Consider the following 15,945-nt stretch of genomic DNA (forward strand, 5'->3'; position numbering starts at 1 on the left):
ATCATATGATTGTTAAAGTTGCTAAACAAGTATCTTAACAATGTGGAGGGGTTATGAGAACCTTGCTTGTGATCTTTACGATGGTGCTATTTTCCTTTGTTTCATTTGCAAGCGATGTTGTTAAGGTTGGTGTTTATCTATCGACAACAGGCCCTGTTGCAGCATGGGGCAGGCCCGAGCTTGAGGGTATAAAAACCGCCTATCTGTTGAAAAACACAGTTAAAGGAAAAAAGATAAGGCTTGTGGTGGAGGATGTGGCAAGCAGGCCTGAGGGTGCGGCTTTGGCTGCTGAGAAGTTGGTTGAGAGCGGTGTTAGGTTTGTGGTTGGCCCTGTTGCGAGCTTTGCGGCCTTGGCTGCCGTTAATGTTTTCAAAAGGAACGGTGTGGTGGATGTTATACCAACGGCCAACGAGAAGGGTCTATCTGAGAACAATTCGCTTGTTTCAAGGGTCTGCTTCAACAACAAGGAGCAGGCGGAGGTAATGGCCAATTACATAATATCGTCAGGATATAAAAGCGGTGTGATAATAGAGGATATATCAATGGACTATTCGGTCGATCTGGCCAAGAACTTCCTGGTTGAGTTTAAAAAGAGGGGCGGCAAGATTAAGAGGATTTACCGCATTTCCAGCAGCGATACGGATTTTTCGGCAATTGCTGCACAGCTAAAAAGGGATAACCCCGAATTTATATACTTTACAACCTATTACAACTCCATTGCTTTGATGTTGAGGGATCTAAAGACATTGGGGTATAAGGGTGGTCTTTTTGCTGGCTCTGCAGCCTCATCCCATGCGTTAATAGAGATAGCCCAGGATGCGGCTGAGGGGTTGATTTTTACAGATGATTTCGATCCGCTTATACCTCAAGGAAGCCTGTCGGAGCGTTTTGTTAAGCTTTTCAAGGAAAGATACAATAGATTGCCGGATTCGCCTGAGGCCTTAGCAGCCGATGCCTATCTGTTGCTTGTCGATTCTATAGAGAAGTCCAAAAACATGGACCCTAAAGAGGTTGCAGATATAGCAAGAAACAGGACATTTCACGGCATAACAGGAAAAATCACAATCAAGAACGGCCTGGTTAGAAGGACTATTGTTTTAAGAGAGATAAGAAACTCGGCCTTTAGGCCGATAGCGGTTTTTGAACCATAAAAAAGCGGGCATAAAAGAAGAAGCGGGCATAAAGCCCGCCCTTTTTATTCGACCGTTACGAGTTTTGCGTCAGCCTCTATTACATCGTCCTTCTGGACGAATACTTCCGTGATCTTACCATCCTTGGGTGATTTAATCTCGTTTTGCATCTTCATGGCCTCAAGTATGATAACGACATCGCCTTCCTTGACCTCATCACCCTCTTTTACCTTCACATCAACGATCTTGCCCGGCATCTCGGATTTAATTGTGTATGCACCCTCAAGGCCACCTGCACCGCCGCGTTTTTCAAGCATCCTCTTCTTAAGTTCATCCATTACCTCTATCTTGAACAGGTCGCCCTCGTTGTAAACATGGTAGATGCCGTCTTTGTAATCTAAGTTAACCTCATAGGATTTACCGTTGATTATCAATGAATAGACAGAGCTTTCCGTTAGCTGCGCATCGACTATGTAGGATTTATCGTCTATTACGACCTCAAACTTATCGGGCTCTATCTCTTTTACGCTTATTTTGTATTCCACATTGTCAAGTGTAGCTATATACATACCCCACTCCTTCCTTTTTATGTTGAGTATTTATAAACATCACCAAAGCTAACCCCGAACATAGCTGCCCTTCTTCCGGCCTCTTTCCATGGACTGCCGCCTGCGCATGTCTCAACGAACCTCTGATACTGATTCCTCAGCTCTTGCTCTCTTAGGTATTCCTTGATTGCCGCAGCAGCCAATGCAGCCTCAGCTGAACCTTCCCTTGTGGGTTTCTCTGGCAATACCTCTTTATCGATAAAGTCGGTGCTAATGTTGCCCTTTCTGAAGTTTTCGTTTCTTAAAACCCTCTGGTGGAACGGTATTGTGGTCTTGATGCCCTTAACCACAAACTCGCTCAAGGCCCTCTGCATCCTGTTTATAGCACACTCCCTGTTTACATCCCAGACGATGAGCTTTGCAACAATCGGGTCATAGTAAAGTGGAACATTGCCCCTTGAGTATATACCGCTGTCAACCCTGACACCCGGACCTCCAGGCAGCCTGAGACCCGTAACCTCACCGGGTGATGGCATAAAGTTGTTGTCTGGATCCTCTGCATAGATCCTGCACTCTATAGCATGGCCAACCTGCTTGATGTCTTCCTGTTTAAACGGAATGGGTTTACCCTCTGCTATCTCTATCTGAAGTTTGATCAAGTCGATTCCCGTAACCATCTCCGTAACGGGATGCTCAACCTGGATCCTTGTGTTGACCTCCAAGAAATAGAAGTTCATATCCTTATCAACCAGGAACTCAACCGTTCCTACACTGTCATAGTTGGCGGCCTTTACAGCCTTGATTGCCGCCTCGCCCATCTTATGCCTTACCTCGTCGTTTATCGCCATCGATGGGGATTCCTCTATAACCTTCTGATGCCTCCTTTGTATGGAGCACTCCCTCTCATAGAAGTGAACGGCGTTTCCGTGCTTGTCAACAGCTATCTGAATCTCAACATGTCTGGGTTTGATTATGGCCTTTTCTATATACATCCTATCATCGCCGAAGGCGCTTAGGGCCTCACCCTTGGCCAGATCGTAAACCTGCTTAAACTCCTCAGCCGAGCTTATAAGCCTCATTCCCTTACCGCCACCGCCGGCTGAGGCTTTGAACATTATGGGATAGCCGATCTCCTCGGCCACCTTTAAGGCCTCTTCTAAGCTTTCAACTGGATCCTTCGTTCCAGGAACAACAGGAACACCGGCCTCTATCATCTTCTGGCGTGATCTTGTCTTATCACCCAGGATGTACATAGACTCCGTATTAGGACCTATGAATGTTATGCCTGCAGCCTCACAGGCCTTGACGAACTCGGAGTTTTCTGCCAGAAATCCGTATCCTGGATGGACTGCATCACAGCCCGATTTAACGGCAACCTCAACTATTTTATCTATTCTCAGATAGGAGTCAGCAGGAGCTGGAGGTCCTATAAAATAGGCCTCATCTGCATATCTGACATGCAGGGCATCCCTGTCTGCCTCGGAATAGACGGCAACCGTCTCTATTCCCATCTTCCTGCAGGCACGCATAACCCTGATGGCTATCTCGCCCCTGTTGGCAACCAAAACCTTTTTAAAATTCTTTACAGTCATTATTGGCCTCCCTTAATTATAGAGGAATATTTCCATGTTTCTTTTGAGGATTGGACTCCCTCTTGTTCTTTGTTAACTCCAATGCCTGGATGAGCTTTAGTCTTGTATCGGCAGGATCGATAATCTCATCAATATAACCCAGGCCCGCAGCGACATAAGGATTGGCAAACTTATCCCTGTACATCTTAACCAGTTCTGCCTTCTTGGCGACAGGATCCTCAGCCTCTGCAAGCTCTTTTCTGTAGAGTATGTTAACCGCACCGTCAGGACCCATAACAGCGATCTCTGCTATCGGGTATGCGTAGTTTACATCGGCTCTAAAGTGCTTCGATGCCATAACATCGTATGCACCACCGTAGGCCTTTCTCACGATCAATGTAATCTTTGGAACTGTGGCTTCAGCGTAAGCATAGAGGAGTTTTGCACCGTGAACGATAACGCCGTTGTGCTCCTGAGCAACACCCGGCATGTATCCTGGCTGATCCTCAAATGTAACTATTGGAATGTTGAATGCATCACAGAATCTTATGAACCTTGCAGCCTTTATTGCAGCCTTGTAATCCAAGGCTCCAGCAAAGAACATCGGCTGGTTGGCGACGATTCCAACGCTCCTTCCACCGAGCCTTGCAAAGCCGATTATCATGTTCTTTGCATAGTTCTCTTGAACCTCAAAGAAGTATCCATCGTCAACAACCTTCTTGATTAGATCCTTCATGTTGTATGGCTTGTTCGGATCAGAGGGCACTAAATCATAGATAGACTCCTCTCTTCTATTTGGCGGATCATCGGTTGGTTTATATGGAGGATCCTCCATATTGTTCTGAGGAATGAACTGCAACAGCTCCCTGACCAACATCAATGCATCCTCATCGTTTTCAGCTGCGAAGTGGGCAACATTGGTCTTGGTTGTATGAACCTCAGCACCACCCAAATCCTCTTTGGTTATCTTTTCGCCCGTGACGGCCTCGATTACATCCGGTCCTGTAATGAACATGAAGCTTGTTTTTTTAACCATTATGGTGAAGTCCGTAACGGCTGGAGAGTAAACGGCTCCACCGGCCGTTGGGCCCATTATTACCGAAATCTGCGGAATAACGCCTGAAAAGAGGACATTCCTTAAGAATATGTCGGCATAGCCGGCTAAGGATTCAACACCCTCCTGAATCCTTGCACCGCCTGAGTCGTTCAAACCAATAACCGGAGCGCCTGTCTTTGCTGCTAAATCCATGATTTTGCAGATCTTCTTTGCATGTGCGCCAGACAGTGAACCACCAAATACGGTGAAATCCTGACTGAATACATAAACAAGCCTTCCATCTATCGTTCCGTATCCTGTGACGACGCTATCGCCTAAGATTTTTTGCTTTCCCATGCCGAAGTCGTTGCATCTATGGACGACGAATTTGTCAAACTCAACAAAGCTGCCTTCATCCAATAGAAGCTTGATTCTCTCTCTGGCGGTCAGCTTACCCTGTGCATGCTGTTTTTCAATCCTCTTTTCACCGCCGCCTAATTCTGCTTGAGCCTCTAACTTCTTCAGCTCCTCCAACTTATCGCGCATTGTATAACCTCCTCTAACCTATTTTCAGCCCCAAATATACAAAAAACTAAATAAAATGTCAATAAACATATGTAATTTTTATTAATTCTATACCCATAGTTTCTAAATATAGAAACAAGTGAACTAATAAAATCCAGCAAATTTAAGTAGAGTTAAGCGTGGTATTTAGCATATTAACAATGAATGTTAAGCATTAAGTATGATGTTATGTTGTTTTATATATCGAAAATTCTTCTATGAAACCCTAAATTTTTTGAAAATTCTGAACTTTTTTTCTATTATTTTTTTCAATCTGTTAATCGGAGGTTGGAATGCAGAGGGGTGTTTTTAGGGAATACGACATAAGGGGCATCTGGGGTAGGGATATAGATAGGGATTTCTGTTTTCTTTTGGGTAGGGCATTTGGCATATACCTTAAGGAAAACCTTAAAAAAATAGGCGGTGTTGTAAGTGTTGGTTATGATGCCCGTCTGTCATCGAAAGACGCCTTTGAGGCTTTGCGTGATGGATTGAGTTGTGAGAATGTTGGTGTTGTTGATATAGGGCTTGTGCCGACACCTGTTCAGTATTTTTCTCTGTTTAGGATGGATGTCGATGGCGGCATCATGATAACGGCATCGCACAATCCCAAAGAATACAATGGCTTTAAACTGTCGCTTAAGAAGGAGACTCTGTTTGGGAAAGAGATTCAAAGGATAGCCGATATAATGGAGAAGTTAAGCCCAACATGCGATATAAGGTCGGCCAAGACACAAAAGATGGATGTGCTTTCTGAGTATAAAGGGTTTATGCTTGAGCAGTTTGGCTATCTAAAGGATTATAAAAACAAGCCGGCGATTGCCTTAGACGGTGGAAACGGAACAGCCGGATTTGTGGGTTATGAGATATTCAAAGAGCTCGGATATGAGGTTGAGGGCCTGTTTATTGAGCCGGATGGCAACTTCCCCAATCACCATCCAGACCCGACGGTTGAAAAGAACCTGACCGATTTGCGAAGGGTTATAGAAGAAAAAAACCTCGATGTGGGTATAGGCTATGACGGCGATGGCGATAGGATAGGTGTGGTGTTGAAGGATGGTTCGATTTTGTGGGGCGATCAACTCCTGCTTCTGTTTGCCCAGCACATAGCAAAGAAAAAACCCGGCATAAAGGTTGTGGCCGATGTTAAATGCTCCGATGTGGTCTTTCAAAAGATGAAGGAGCGTGGTGCAGAGCCCATTATGTATAAAACCGGCCATTCATTGATAAAATCAAAGATGAAGCAGGAGGGTGCGGTTTTAGCCGGTGAGATGAGCGGCCATATATTCATCGGTGATAGGTATTTCGGATACGACGATGCCATCTATGTATCCTTGAGGCTTGTTGAGATTCTAACAGTTGAGGGTGTGGATCTAATCAAATGGAGGGATAGCCTTCCTAAGGTTTACAACACACCAGAGATAAGAATCGACTGCCCCGATAGTAAAAAGAAAGAGGCTATTGATAAAGTAAGGGCTTACCTGAACAGAAACAAGGATGAGATTGGGATTGTGGAGGTCAATACGATAGACGGTGTGAGGTTTAAGACCGATTACGGTTGGGGGCTTGTAAGATCGAGCAATACCCAGCCGGTATTGGTTTTGAGGTTTGAGGCTGATTCTGAGGATAGGCTAAATTGGCTGAAGGATAAAATAATCGGTGCCGTTGAGAGGATTATCAATGAGTAATTTTGAAGTGATAGAGGAGAAGTTAAAGAACCAACAACCCATAGATGTTGAGGATGCAAGGTTCATACTCTCATCGTATGACTTGATAAGGATAGGCAAGATAGCCAGGTCTATAAAACTGAAAAAGAGTGGCAAGAAGGTGTATTTTGTCTTCAATAAGCACATAAACTATACCAATCTCTGTGTGTCTAAATGCAAATTCTGCGCATTTTATAGAATTGGCGATGAACCGGATGCCTATACCATGGAAATAGATGAGATAATCGATGAGATTGCCAGGATGCCTGAGGGCATCAAGGAGGTTCATATAGTTGGTGGCCTGCATCCAACAAAGCCGTTCTCTTACTATCTGGATATGGTTTCTGCAATAAAGAGGAACTTCCCTTCGGTTAATGTCAAGGCCTTCACGGCTGTTGAGATAGATTATTTTTCAAGGCTGTCTGGTCTGGATTATGAAGGTGTCTTGAAGGAGCTAAAAAAAGCGGGTCTTGATTCTATGCCCGGCGGAGGGGCTGAGGTCTTTTCAGAGAGGGTCAGAAAGAAGCTTTATCCCAACAAGATTCCGTATGAGAAGTGGGCTGAGGTGCATGCAATAGCCCATAGGTTGAATATTCCAACAAATGCAACACTGCTTTTTGGTCACATTGAAACAGATGATGAGATAATCGACCATCTGTTTAAACTCAGAAAGCTCCAAGAGGAACATCCGGGTTTTTTGTGTTTTATACCGTTGAGTTTTCATCCGGCAAATACGCCGCTTGAGGGAAAGGTTCAAAAGGTCGATGCGGTTAAGGAATTGAAGGTTTTGGCACTATCAAGGATCATCCTCGATAATTTCCCCCACATAAAGGCCTATTGGGTGATGCTATCGCCCAAAATCGGTCAGATTGGACTGCACTTTGGTGCAGATGATATAGATGGAACTATAGGACAGGAGAGGGTAACCCACGCAGCAGGGGCAAAGAGCCCGTTAGGGCTTGCAAGGGACAACATGGTGGAGATGATAAAGAATGCCGGGTTTATACCTGTTGAGCGTGATGCATTGTATAACGAGATAGGGGTGTATGAATAATGGAAAAGATTTACGATAAAATAAGAAACTTTGAAAGAATTAGCAAGGATGAGGGTGTTAGGCTTCTAAAGGAGGGCGATTTTCTTGTTCTTGGTGAGCTTGCAGGCTTGATAAGGTTTAAGAAGCACCCGCAAAGGATAGTGACATTTATACTCGATACCAACATAAATTACACCAATATCTGCTATGTGGGCTGTGCTTTTTGCGCCTTCTATAGAAAGAAAACCGACCCTGATGCATACACCTTGAGTATTGATGATTTAATCAAAAAGATAGAGGAGGCAGAAAGCAAGGGGATTGAAACGGCCCTGATACAGGGCGGCCTAAATCCTGAGCTTCCTTACTCATACTATATAGACATGGTTAGAGAACTATCAAAGAGCAGGGTGCATGTGCATGCATTCTCACCACCCGAGATAGACCTCATGTGCAAGGTATCAAACAAAACCGTTGATGAGGTGTTTGAGGATTTAAAAGGGGCTGGCTTAACCACCATGCCCGGCGGAGGGGCTGAGATATTGACAGAGAGGGTAAGAAGTAAAATATCCCCTAAAAAAATCAGCACCGATAGATGGCTTGAGATTATGAAAACGGCGCATAAACACGGCATAAGGACAACGGCCACGATGATGTTTGGTCATATTGAGACAGAGGAAGATATCATAGAGCATTTGGATAGGGTAAGGGCTGTTCAGGATGAAACAGGCGGTTTTAGTGCATTCATAGCCTGGGATTTTAAGAAGGAGAACAACGAGCTTGGCAGGCAGGTAAACAGAAGCGTAAGCGGTATAGACTATCTGAAGATAGTGGCCATCTCAAGGATTTACCTTGACAATTTTGACAACATACAGGCATCGTGGGCCTCTCAGGGTAAGGATATTGGTGAGGTGGCGCTGCATTTTGGCGCAAATGATATGGGGAGTATGCTTGTTGAGGAGAATGTGATGAGGCAGGCAGGCTTTAGGGCCCTGGCAAGTGTTGAGGAGATAGCCGAGATCATAAGAAAAGCCGGCTTTAAACCGGCCTTAAGGAGCACGGATTACAGGATAGTAAACTATCTATGAGTTATTCAAAGTTTCTTATGCTGGCCAACTTTACTCTTGAAAATACAATTGAAATGTGTTATTTATTTAACCGCAAAAGCGGAGGAGTGGCCGAGTCTGGCTTAAGGCGGCGGTCTTGAAAACCGCTGAGCTCGCAAGGGCTCCGTGGGTTCGAATCCTACCTCCTCCGCCATTTGTTATTTGGAGAGGTGGCCGAGCTGGCTGAAGGCGCTCGCCTGCTAAGCGAGTGTGTGGGCTAAAACCTGCACCGCGGGTTCGAATCCCGCCCTCTCCGCCATTTATGCATCCCTTGAAAACCCCAAACCGTTCTGATAGAATCCAAAGACAAATACCGGCCTAAGGTGGAGCTTGGCAGGCGGTTTCTTTGCTTTATTGGACGATATATCCACCCTAATGGATGATATTGCCTCAGCCACAAAGATAGCAACAAAGAACACCGTAAGCCTGCTTGGTGATGACATAGCGGTAAATGCCAAGAAGGCCTCAGGGCTTGAATCGTCAAAAGAAATCCCAATCCTTGTTGCCATAATAAAGGGTTCTCTGATAAACAAGGCCATTCTTTTGCCGATAGTGTTTATTCTGGAAACCTTGGCGGAATGGCTTATAGTGCCCATACTTTTGTTTGGGGGCATCTATATATCCTATGAGGCATTCGAAAAGGTTTATGAGTTTTTCTTCTTGAAAAACCATAAAAAGGCGCAGGATATAAAAATGACGGATGAGGAAAAGATAAAATCCGCCATAAAGACAGACTTTGTGCTATCCATCGAGATTGTTGTGATTGCAATGAGTAATGTCTTGGGCAAGCCTATGTATGTTCAGATACCCACCGTTGCTCTGGTTTCGGTTATTGCCACTGCCGGCGTGTACGGATTTGTGGCTTTGATAATCAGAATGGACGATATGGGTATAAAACTGATACAGATCAGCGATAAAAAGGGTAAACTCCTGAGAACAATAGGCATCTTATTAATAGAGGCCATGCCCTATGTGGTGAAGACCCTCTCTGTAATTGGAACGCTGGCCATGTTTTTGGTCTGTGGTGGCATATATTTGCATAAGCTTGAATTCATCCACCATCTGTTTGATATGTTTGAAATAAGCATGCCGATCCTTATAATGGAGATGGTTGTGGGTTTTGTTGTGGGTGGTTTATCGTTCATTGTAAAAAGAGGGCTTGTGGGCTTTGCAGGCCTGGTTTTGAAGGGTTAAGGGGGTTTTTATGAAGGTTTTGATGGTCGATATAGACAAATGCACGGGTTGCAGGGCTTGTGAATATGCGTGTTCTTTTGCTCACGATGGAGAATTCAACCCCTTAAATTCAAGGATCCACATCAGCGAGTTTCTGGATGATTTTGTCTTTGTCCCCACATATTGCACCCAATGCGATGAGGCGTATTGTATGGATGTCTGTCCAACAAAGGCCTTAACCAGATCACAAAGCGGTGTTGTCGAGCTTGACTATGATAAATGCATCGGATGCAAGCAGTGCGTAATAGCCTGCCCATGGGGCAACATCAAGCTAAGCAGTGATGCAAAGAGGGTTATAAAGTGCGATTTATGCGGTGGAGAGCCTGAATGTGTAAGGGTTTGCCATGCAGGGGCGCTTGAGTTTGTCGATGTTGAGGATGCGGTTTTAGGCAAACAGATAAGGGCTGCGGCAAACATAAAGAGATCTGCTGTGGCGGGGGTGTGATATGGTTGGCGGATATGCAGGTAAGATTTTAAGGGTAAACTTAACTGAGCAGACAATATCGACTGAGGATATAAACCTGAAATGGGCTGAGGATTTTATAGGTGGAAGGGGTTATGGTGAGAGGCTGTTGTTTGATGAGATAGACCCCAGGATTGATCCTTTAAGTGAAGAGAATAAGCTGATTATAGCGACAGGTCCTTTGGGTTCAACGACCGCCCCATCATCCGGCAGGGTTATGGTGATTACAAAGGGTGCACTAAACGGAACTATGGCCTGCTCAAACTCAGGAGGCCATTTTGCGGGTGAGCTAAAAAGGGCCGGCTATGATATGATTGTTATTGAAGGGAAGGCTGAAAAACCCGTTTATCTGTGGATATACAAGGGCCAGGTGCAGATAAGGGATGCCTCAAAGCTATGGGGCAAGAACACCAAAGAGACGGATAAACTGCTAAAGAGGTTTACGCACCCTGAGGCCAGCACGCTTCAGATAGGCCCGGCCGCAGAGAAGCTCTCTTTAATTTCCAATATAACATTCGACGGTCGCAGGATGGCAGGAAGGACGGGTATCGGTGCTGTTATGGGCAGTAAAAACCTAAAGGGCGTGGCCGTTAAGGGCCATTTGAGCATAAGGGTTGCCGATAAAGAGAGGTTTGCAAAGGCCGTTTACCAAGCAAGGGATATATTGAGTAAGGATGCCTTCTCAGGCAAGGGGGGCGCAAAATACGGAACGGCCGTATTGGTCAATGTAATAAACAAAGCTGGAGGTCTGCCTACAAGAAACGCCCACGATGCCTATTTTGATAATGCTGCCTCGATTAGCGGTGAGAGATTGACAAAGGATCACCTTATAAAGGCCGAGGCTTGCGATAGCTGCTCCATAGCCTGCGGGAGGGTTACCCAGATAACCAGTGGCAAATATGCCAACAACAAGGGCGTTGGGCCTGAGTATGAGACGATATGGGCATTTGGTGCAGCATGCGGAGTGGATGATTTAGATGCCATCGTTATGGCTAATTATCTATGCAATGAATACGGGCTGGATACCATATCGGCTGGTGCAACCGTGGCATGTGCTATGGATCTGTTTGAGGCCGGCTATATACCAAAAAGCGATATAGGGTTTGATTTGAGATTTGGTGATGCCGATGCAATGGTCGAGGCTGTGAAGCTGATGTGTGAGCAGAATACAGACTTTGGAAGGCTTTTGGCCAAAGGTTCATATAGACTTGCCGAACATTACGGCCATTTGGAGTTTTCTATGAGCGTTAAGAAGCAGGAGTTTCCCGCATACGATCCGAGGGCCATCAAGGGCATAGGCCTTGAGTATGCCACAAGCAACAGGGGGGCCTGTCATGTTAGGGGGTACACGATCGGTGCTGAGGTGTTAGGCGGGTTGGATAAAAGCAGCTATGAGGGTAAGGCAAAGCTAACCAAAAAACTTCAGGATTTGACCGCTGCTTTGGATTCTTCGGGGATCTGCCTGTTTACGACATTTGGTTTGAAGGCCAAAGAGATTGCCGAACTATTTGCAGCAGCCACGGGTTTTGACTGCGATAAGGATGAGTTTGTTAAGAAGGGTGAGAGAATCTGGAATTTAGAGAGGATTTTCAACATAAAGGCCGGTTTTTCGGCCGACGATGATAGATTGCCTGAGCGTATGGAGAAGGAACCGATAAAGAGTGGCCCCTCAAAGGGTGAGGTTGCTAACGTTTCTGAGATGTTGAGCGAGTATTACAGCTTAAGGGGGTGGGATAAAAACGGCATTCCCACTGATAAAAAGCTAAAAGAATTGGGCCTTGAGGGGCTGCTATGATAGCTATCATAGGCGGCAGCATAGCCGCCTTCTATGCCTATAAAACGATTAAAGAGTTGGACAAAACGATAGATGTTAAGGTCTTCTCCAAAGAGGATAGGCAGCCGTATGCAAAGATGGTATTGCCGTATCTGATTTCTGGCAACAGGGATGCGTTTTTTGAGATAGAAGAAGACGATATACTTATGAACTGTGAAGTAAAAGCCATAGATACCAAAGCAAAGACCATAACAACCCCTATGGGCTTATACTCCTATGAAAGGCTCATCATAGCTGCAGGGGCCGATGCCTATATCCCGCAGTATGAGGGCGATTACGATGGATTTTTGTTTGGTGTGAGGTATCTTAAGGACATAGAGGCAATGAGGGAGAAACTTAGAAGGGCAGGGCTTAGGCATATCGTTATCCTGGGGGCTGGGCTTGTAAGCCTTGAGATGGCTCATGCCTTTGTAAAATTGGGTTTTTCTGTTAGCGTCATTGCATCTTCTAATAGGATACTGTCCCAGATTTTGCCCAAAGAGGCCTCTGTTGTTGTTCAGAGGCAGATAGAATCACTCTATCCGGTTAAATTTTACACATCCAACGATGTGGAGGTAATTTACAAGACCAACGACGGCGTTAATATCAGGCTAAAAAACGGTGAACATCTGGATGCGGATTTTGTTGTTGTTGGTAAGGGTGTAAAACCCAACATAGAATTCTTAGATGGGGCTATACAGACAAACAGCGGTATAGTTGTCGATGATTATTTGAGGGCAACAGACGATGTGTTTGCCGTTGGCGATATAGCAGAAAGCACAGATGCTGTCTGGGGTGATAAAAGACTCCATGCGATTTGGCCTGTGGCTATTGCCCAGGCAAAGGTTGCAGCCAAAAATGCAGCTGGTTTAAACATAGAAACCCAACCGGAAGTATCGAGAAACATCCTGCCCATCTTTGATATGGATATATTCAGCGGAGGCGACAGTGTTGCACTCGATGGTGATGCGGTTGTTTCGAACGATGACGGCTTCAGGATGGTTGTTGTTAAGGATGGCATCTTGAGGGGCTTCTGTATGGTCGGCAGGCCTATAAATTACGGCGGCCTGGTGCGACTTGTAAGGGATAGAACAAGAATAGACAGATATGATATATCCGATTTGCTGTTTGGTAATGTTTAGGGGGTTGTATGAGCCTTATTGAGCTTTCCGTTATTGGTTTTGTGGCCGCCTTAACGCCCGGGCCAGATATACTGTTTATTGTGCAAACCACGCTAAACCATTCATTTAAAGAGGCGCTAAAGGCCTTAAGCGGTGTTTTAACCGGGAATTTCATAGTTATTGCCATCCTGGTGGTTGGTCTTTCGTCCGTTGGCAGGAGTGCGTATTTTCAGATGACCATATCGCTTTTGGGTGGAATCTATCTATTATATGTGGCCTATGAGATATTCAAACACAGGAGGGATGAGGTAAGGGTTAGGCAACCCAAGGCCAAGACATTCTATCTAAAGGGACTAACGGTCAATCTATCAAACCCCAAGGCCATTATCTTCTTTAGCGCACTCATAGCGCCGTTTCTTGAAAATGGCAGACTCCTTTCGACGCTTCTGTTCCTGTTTAGTGGTATAGTTTTGGCTTTCATTTTTGCAATAACCCTAACAGAGCTCCTTAGAAAGAACTTTCTAAACCCAAAAGTGGCAGTTGCCATAAATACGGCATCGTCGCTGATCTTCTTTTTCTTCTCTGTCGAGCTGCTCTATTATTCCTATACGAAGTTTATGTCTGTCCTATAGACCTAAGAGGTGGGAGATAACAAACTGTTTTGCTATGCGGCCGTTCCTTGCTCCTTTTGATGTGGCAAAGGCACAGGCCTGTTTCTGCCAGTCTTTAAACTCTTCCACCTCGTATTTGTCCATATAGAATTTGACGATTTTTAGGTATGTCTCTTTATCGGGTGAGCGAAACGAGACAACGAGGCCAAACCTGCCGTATAGGGACATCTGCTCGTTTATCTCATCCAAATCATAGATTGTGTCTGTTGTGGCCACACTGTCTTTAACAAGATGCCTCTTGTTGGATGTTGCAACAAACATCACATTATCCGGTTTTTCCTCAAGCCCGCCTTCAAGCATCGATTTGAATTGCCTGTAATTATCATCCCTATGGTCAAATGATATATCATCAAAGAACAGGATAAACTTAAACGGCTCTGAGGATACATACTCATACAACTCATACAGGTCAGAATTGTCGTATTTTACCTGCACAATCTTCAGTCCGTCTTTGTGATATTCATTGGCAAAGGCCTTAATTAGGGATGATTTGCCACAGCCCCTTTCGCCCCAAAGGAGCATATTTAAGAAGGGTTTGTTGGCAATAAAGGCCTCTATGTTTTTTCTGATCAGGAGTATTTGAGCATCAAGGCCTATAAGTTGAGATGTGCTTATATTGCTAAAATTTATGACCGGCTTGAGCTTCCCATCTCTATAGACAAACGCCCAATTCATCTTATAACAAATACGACCTTTTCGGCTGCTTGAACGCCGCTTACCAGTTGTTTTTCTATATCAGCGGTTTTGCTTTCTGCTCCGATGAACATAAGGTAATTCCATTGGGTATCTCTGGCTTTTTCATACGCCTCATACATCGACGGATAGATCTTATCCCTATCTATGATTATGTATAGCTCCTTGCTGTCGATTATGCAGCTTAATGCCTCTTTTGTGTTTGCTTCAACTAAGGCGTTCCCCTCGCTTGCAGCAGCTGAGATGGCCAAAACAACGCCGATGCCATCTTTTGAGAAGTGGGTTTTGCCATCATAGCCCAATTCGTTTATTTTTTGCTCTATTTCTTTTAAATCTATAACATCGACGCCGTTTAGGTTTGCCGTCCTTTTGAACTGCTCAATCGTTTTCATCTTCGGACTTCTTTATAAAATTGCCGTCTTTGTAATCGTAAATCAAGGGTTTGCCCGTTGGTATCTCAAATTTCGGTATGTCGTTGTCTGATATGTTCTCAATGAACTTTACTATAGCCCTCAGGCTGTTTCCGTGGGCGCTTATCAATATGTTTTTACCCTCCTCAAGCCTGGGGATTATGGTGGCCTTGAAGAACGGTATTGTCCTTTCGTAATTGTCCTTTAGGGATTCACCCCCTGGAGGGTTGATGTCATAACTCCTTCTCCATTTATGAACCATCTCTGCACCGAATTTCTCGGCCATCTCCTGCTTATTTAGCCCCTGCAGATTGCCGTAATACCTCTCGTTGAGTTCCTCTATCTCATACACAGGCAAAACGGGTATGTTTTCTGGCATATTGGCCCAATCCTTCATTCTGCCCTCGTTGTGCTGGATTATAGGGGTTTTACCGCATCCGTTTTTTGAAAGGGCTATCATTGCCGTCTGGATGGAGCGGATCAATACAGATGTATATACCTCATCAAAGCAGTAATCCTTCAATATCTCGCCAGCCCTCAAAGCCTCATCGATCCCTTCCTCTGCTAACGGCACATCGACCCAACCGGTAAAGAGATTCAACTTATTCCACATGGACTTTCCGTGTCTTAAAAGCACTAAAATAGACATAACACATCTCCTTTTTACATGTTGCTAAGGGTTCTTTAGGGGGTTATAATTAAAAAATGGAGCCAGCGATAGGATTCGAACCTACGACCTGCTGATTACGAATCAGCTGCTCTACCCCTGAGCTACGCTGGCTCACGCTTGGAGATTTTATTTAAGGTAATTTATTTGTCAAGCCTATTGAAAAATTATGCGCAATGTTGT

At 44.8% G+C, this 15,945-nt stretch carries 16 protein-coding genes and 3 tRNA genes; 11 read left to right on the plus strand and 8 right to left on the minus strand.

Features of this window, described 5'->3' with window-relative positions:
• The first annotated feature begins 53 nt into the window (after positions 1–53).
• Positions 54–1,151: an ABC transporter substrate-binding protein gene (locus D891_RS0104570; RefSeq protein WP_025209854.1), complete on the plus strand. Its 1,098-nt coding sequence runs from the start codon at positions 54–56 to the stop codon at positions 1,149–1,151.
• A gap of 44 nt (positions 1,152–1,195) precedes the next feature.
• Here D891_RS0104570 and D891_RS0104575 read toward each other — a convergent pair whose 3' ends face one another.
• From D891_RS0104575 to D891_RS0104585, 3 genes are read right to left on the minus strand one after another with little or no spacing between them, the layout of a single operon-like run.
• On the minus strand, positions 1,196–1,699 hold the full coding sequence (locus D891_RS0104575; RefSeq protein WP_025209855.1) for a biotin/lipoyl-containing protein: 504 nt from the start codon (positions 1,697–1,699) through the stop codon (positions 1,196–1,198).
• A 17-nt stretch (positions 1,700–1,716) separates the two neighbouring features.
• Entirely contained in the window at positions 1,717–3,270 is a 1,554-nt protein-coding gene (accC, locus tag D891_RS0104580; RefSeq protein ID WP_025209856.1) for an acetyl-CoA carboxylase biotin carboxylase subunit, read from the minus strand.
• A 16-nt stretch (positions 3,271–3,286) separates the two neighbouring features.
• Positions 3,287–4,831 (minus strand): acyl-CoA carboxylase subunit beta, encoded by a 1,545-nt coding sequence (locus tag D891_RS0104585; protein ID WP_025209857.1) that lies wholly within the window; start codon positions 4,829–4,831, stop codon positions 3,287–3,289.
• 311 nt (positions 4,832–5,142) lie between these two features.
• Here D891_RS0104585 and D891_RS0104590 point away from each other — a divergent pair, with 311 nt between their 5' ends.
• The 5 genes from D891_RS0104590 to D891_RS0104610 all read left to right on the plus strand — a co-directional run bounded on the left by D891_RS0104590 (position 5,143) and on the right by D891_RS0104610 (position 8,950).
• A complete protein-coding gene (locus tag D891_RS0104590; RefSeq protein WP_025209858.1) occupies positions 5,143–6,537 on the plus strand; it encodes a phosphomannomutase/phosphoglucomutase in 1,395 nt (464 codons plus the stop codon).
• Positions 6,530–7,609 carry an aminofutalosine synthase MqnE gene (gene mqnE / locus D891_RS0104595; protein ID WP_025209859.1) on the plus strand — a complete coding sequence of 360 codons (1,080 nt, stop codon included), beginning with the start codon at positions 6,530–6,532 and terminating at the stop codon, positions 7,607–7,609. The genes D891_RS0104590 and mqnE overlap by 8 nt, the downstream gene beginning before the upstream one ends.
• Entirely contained in the window at positions 7,609–8,673 is a 1,065-nt protein-coding gene (mqnC, locus tag D891_RS0104600) for a cyclic dehypoxanthinyl futalosine synthase (protein ID WP_025209860.1), read from the plus strand. Before mqnE ends, mqnC begins: the two co-directional genes overlap by 1 nt.
• Before the next feature lie 80 nt (positions 8,674–8,753).
• Positions 8,754–8,845, plus strand: a tRNA-Ser gene (locus tag D891_RS0104605).
• Between the two features lie 10 nt (positions 8,846–8,855).
• A tRNA-Ser gene (locus tag D891_RS0104610) sits at positions 8,856–8,950 on the plus strand.
• A gap of 1 nt (position 8,951) precedes the next feature.
• Here D891_RS0104610 and D891_RS09915 read toward each other — a convergent pair.
• The gene (locus tag D891_RS09915) at positions 8,952–9,089 is read right to left on the minus strand and encodes a hypothetical protein (RefSeq protein ID WP_198014848.1); all 138 of its coding nucleotides are present in this window, start codon (positions 9,087–9,089) and stop codon (positions 8,952–8,954) included.
• Here D891_RS09915 and D891_RS0104615 point away from each other — a divergent pair.
• Genes D891_RS0104615 through D891_RS0104635 form a run of 5 tightly spaced genes read left to right on the plus strand, consistent with a single transcriptional unit; the run spans position 9,067 to position 13,953 of the window.
• Complete coding sequence (locus tag D891_RS0104615; RefSeq protein WP_232227879.1) at positions 9,067–9,885, plus strand: DUF808 family protein; 819 nt, start codon at positions 9,067–9,069, stop codon at positions 9,883–9,885. The genes D891_RS09915 and D891_RS0104615 overlap by 23 nt on opposite strands.
• A gap of 10 nt (positions 9,886–9,895) precedes the next feature.
• Complete coding sequence (locus D891_RS0104620) at positions 9,896–10,369, plus strand: 4Fe-4S dicluster domain-containing protein (protein WP_025209862.1); 474 nt, start codon at positions 9,896–9,898, stop codon at positions 10,367–10,369.
• A gap of 1 nt (position 10,370) precedes the next feature.
• Positions 10,371–12,182, plus strand: a complete 1,812-nt coding sequence (locus tag D891_RS0104625; RefSeq protein ID WP_025209863.1) for an aldehyde ferredoxin oxidoreductase family protein — start codon at positions 10,371–10,373, stop codon at positions 12,180–12,182.
• Complete coding sequence (locus D891_RS0104630) at positions 12,179–13,342, plus strand: NAD(P)/FAD-dependent oxidoreductase (protein WP_025209864.1); 1,164 nt, start codon at positions 12,179–12,181, stop codon at positions 13,340–13,342. The genes D891_RS0104625 and D891_RS0104630 overlap by 4 nt, the downstream gene beginning before the upstream one ends.
• Before the next feature lie 8 nt (positions 13,343–13,350).
• Complete coding sequence (locus tag D891_RS0104635) at positions 13,351–13,953, plus strand: LysE family translocator (protein ID WP_025209865.1); 603 nt, start codon at positions 13,351–13,353, stop codon at positions 13,951–13,953.
• On the opposite strand, the gene D891_RS0104640 is transcribed toward D891_RS0104635, so the two are convergent.
• The 4 genes from D891_RS0104640 to D891_RS0104655 all read right to left on the minus strand — a co-directional run bounded on the left by D891_RS0104640 (position 13,948) and on the right by D891_RS0104655 (position 15,876).
• Positions 13,948–14,667 (minus strand): DUF815 domain-containing protein, encoded by a 720-nt coding sequence (locus tag D891_RS0104640; RefSeq protein ID WP_025209866.1) that lies wholly within the window; start codon positions 14,665–14,667, stop codon positions 13,948–13,950. The genes D891_RS0104635 and D891_RS0104640 overlap by 6 nt on opposite strands.
• Entirely contained in the window at positions 14,664–15,077 is a 414-nt protein-coding gene (locus D891_RS09480) for an LUD domain-containing protein (protein ID WP_025209867.1), read from the minus strand. Before D891_RS09480 ends, D891_RS0104640 begins: the two co-directional genes overlap by 4 nt.
• A complete protein-coding gene (locus D891_RS0104650) occupies positions 15,064–15,744 on the minus strand; it encodes a 2,3-bisphosphoglycerate-dependent phosphoglycerate mutase (RefSeq protein WP_025209868.1) in 681 nt (226 codons plus the stop codon). Before D891_RS0104650 ends, D891_RS09480 begins: the two co-directional genes overlap by 14 nt.
• Positions 15,745–15,801: 57 nt before the next feature.
• A tRNA-Thr gene (locus D891_RS0104655) sits at positions 15,802–15,876 on the minus strand.
• Positions 15,877–15,945: the final 69 nt, after the last annotated feature.

The sequence above is a fragment of the Hippea sp. KM1 genome (assembly GCF_000526195.1).
Taxonomy (GTDB): Bacteria; Campylobacterota_A; Desulfurellia; order Desulfurellales; family Hippeaceae; genus Hippea.

Excerpts from the sequence above, each read along its gene's own strand:
- D891_RS09480 (WP_025209867.1), bottom strand. The coding sequence starts at position 15,077 with ATGAAAACGATTGAGCAGTTCAAAAGGACGGCAAACCTAAACGGCGTC.
- D891_RS0104650 (WP_025209868.1), bottom strand. The coding sequence starts at position 15,744 with ATGTCTATTTTAGTGCTTTTAAGACACGGAAAGTCCATGTGGAATAAG.
- D891_RS0104570 (WP_025209854.1), top strand. The coding sequence starts at position 54 with ATGAGAACCTTGCTTGTGATCTTTACGATGGTGCTATTTTCCTTTGTT.
- D891_RS0104630 (WP_025209864.1), top strand. The coding sequence starts at position 12,179 with ATGATAGCTATCATAGGCGGCAGCATAGCCGCCTTCTATGCCTATAAA.
- mqnC (WP_025209860.1), top strand. The coding sequence starts at position 7,609 with ATGGAAAAGATTTACGATAAAATAAGAAACTTTGAAAGAATTAGCAAG.
- D891_RS0104625 (WP_025209863.1), top strand. The coding sequence starts at position 10,371 with ATGGTTGGCGGATATGCAGGTAAGATTTTAAGGGTAAACTTAACTGAG.
- D891_RS0104590 (WP_025209858.1), top strand. The coding sequence starts at position 5,143 with ATGCAGAGGGGTGTTTTTAGGGAATACGACATAAGGGGCATCTGGGGT.
- D891_RS0104635 (WP_025209865.1), top strand. The coding sequence starts at position 13,351 with ATGAGCCTTATTGAGCTTTCCGTTATTGGTTTTGTGGCCGCCTTAACG.
- D891_RS0104640 (WP_025209866.1), bottom strand. The coding sequence starts at position 14,667 with ATGAATTGGGCGTTTGTCTATAGAGATGGGAAGCTCAAGCCGGTCATA.
- accC (WP_025209856.1), bottom strand. The coding sequence starts at position 3,270 with ATGACTGTAAAGAATTTTAAAAAGGTTTTGGTTGCCAACAGGGGCGAG.
- D891_RS0104615 (WP_232227879.1), top strand. The coding sequence starts at position 9,067 with ATGGATGATATTGCCTCAGCCACAAAGATAGCAACAAAGAACACCGTA.
- D891_RS0104575 (WP_025209855.1), bottom strand. The coding sequence starts at position 1,699 with ATGTATATAGCTACACTTGACAATGTGGAATACAAAATAAGCGTAAAA.
- mqnE (WP_025209859.1), top strand. The coding sequence starts at position 6,530 with ATGAGTAATTTTGAAGTGATAGAGGAGAAGTTAAAGAACCAACAACCC.
- D891_RS0104585 (WP_025209857.1), bottom strand. The coding sequence starts at position 4,831 with ATGCGCGATAAGTTGGAGGAGCTGAAGAAGTTAGAGGCTCAAGCAGAA.
- D891_RS0104620 (WP_025209862.1), top strand. The coding sequence starts at position 9,896 with ATGAAGGTTTTGATGGTCGATATAGACAAATGCACGGGTTGCAGGGCT.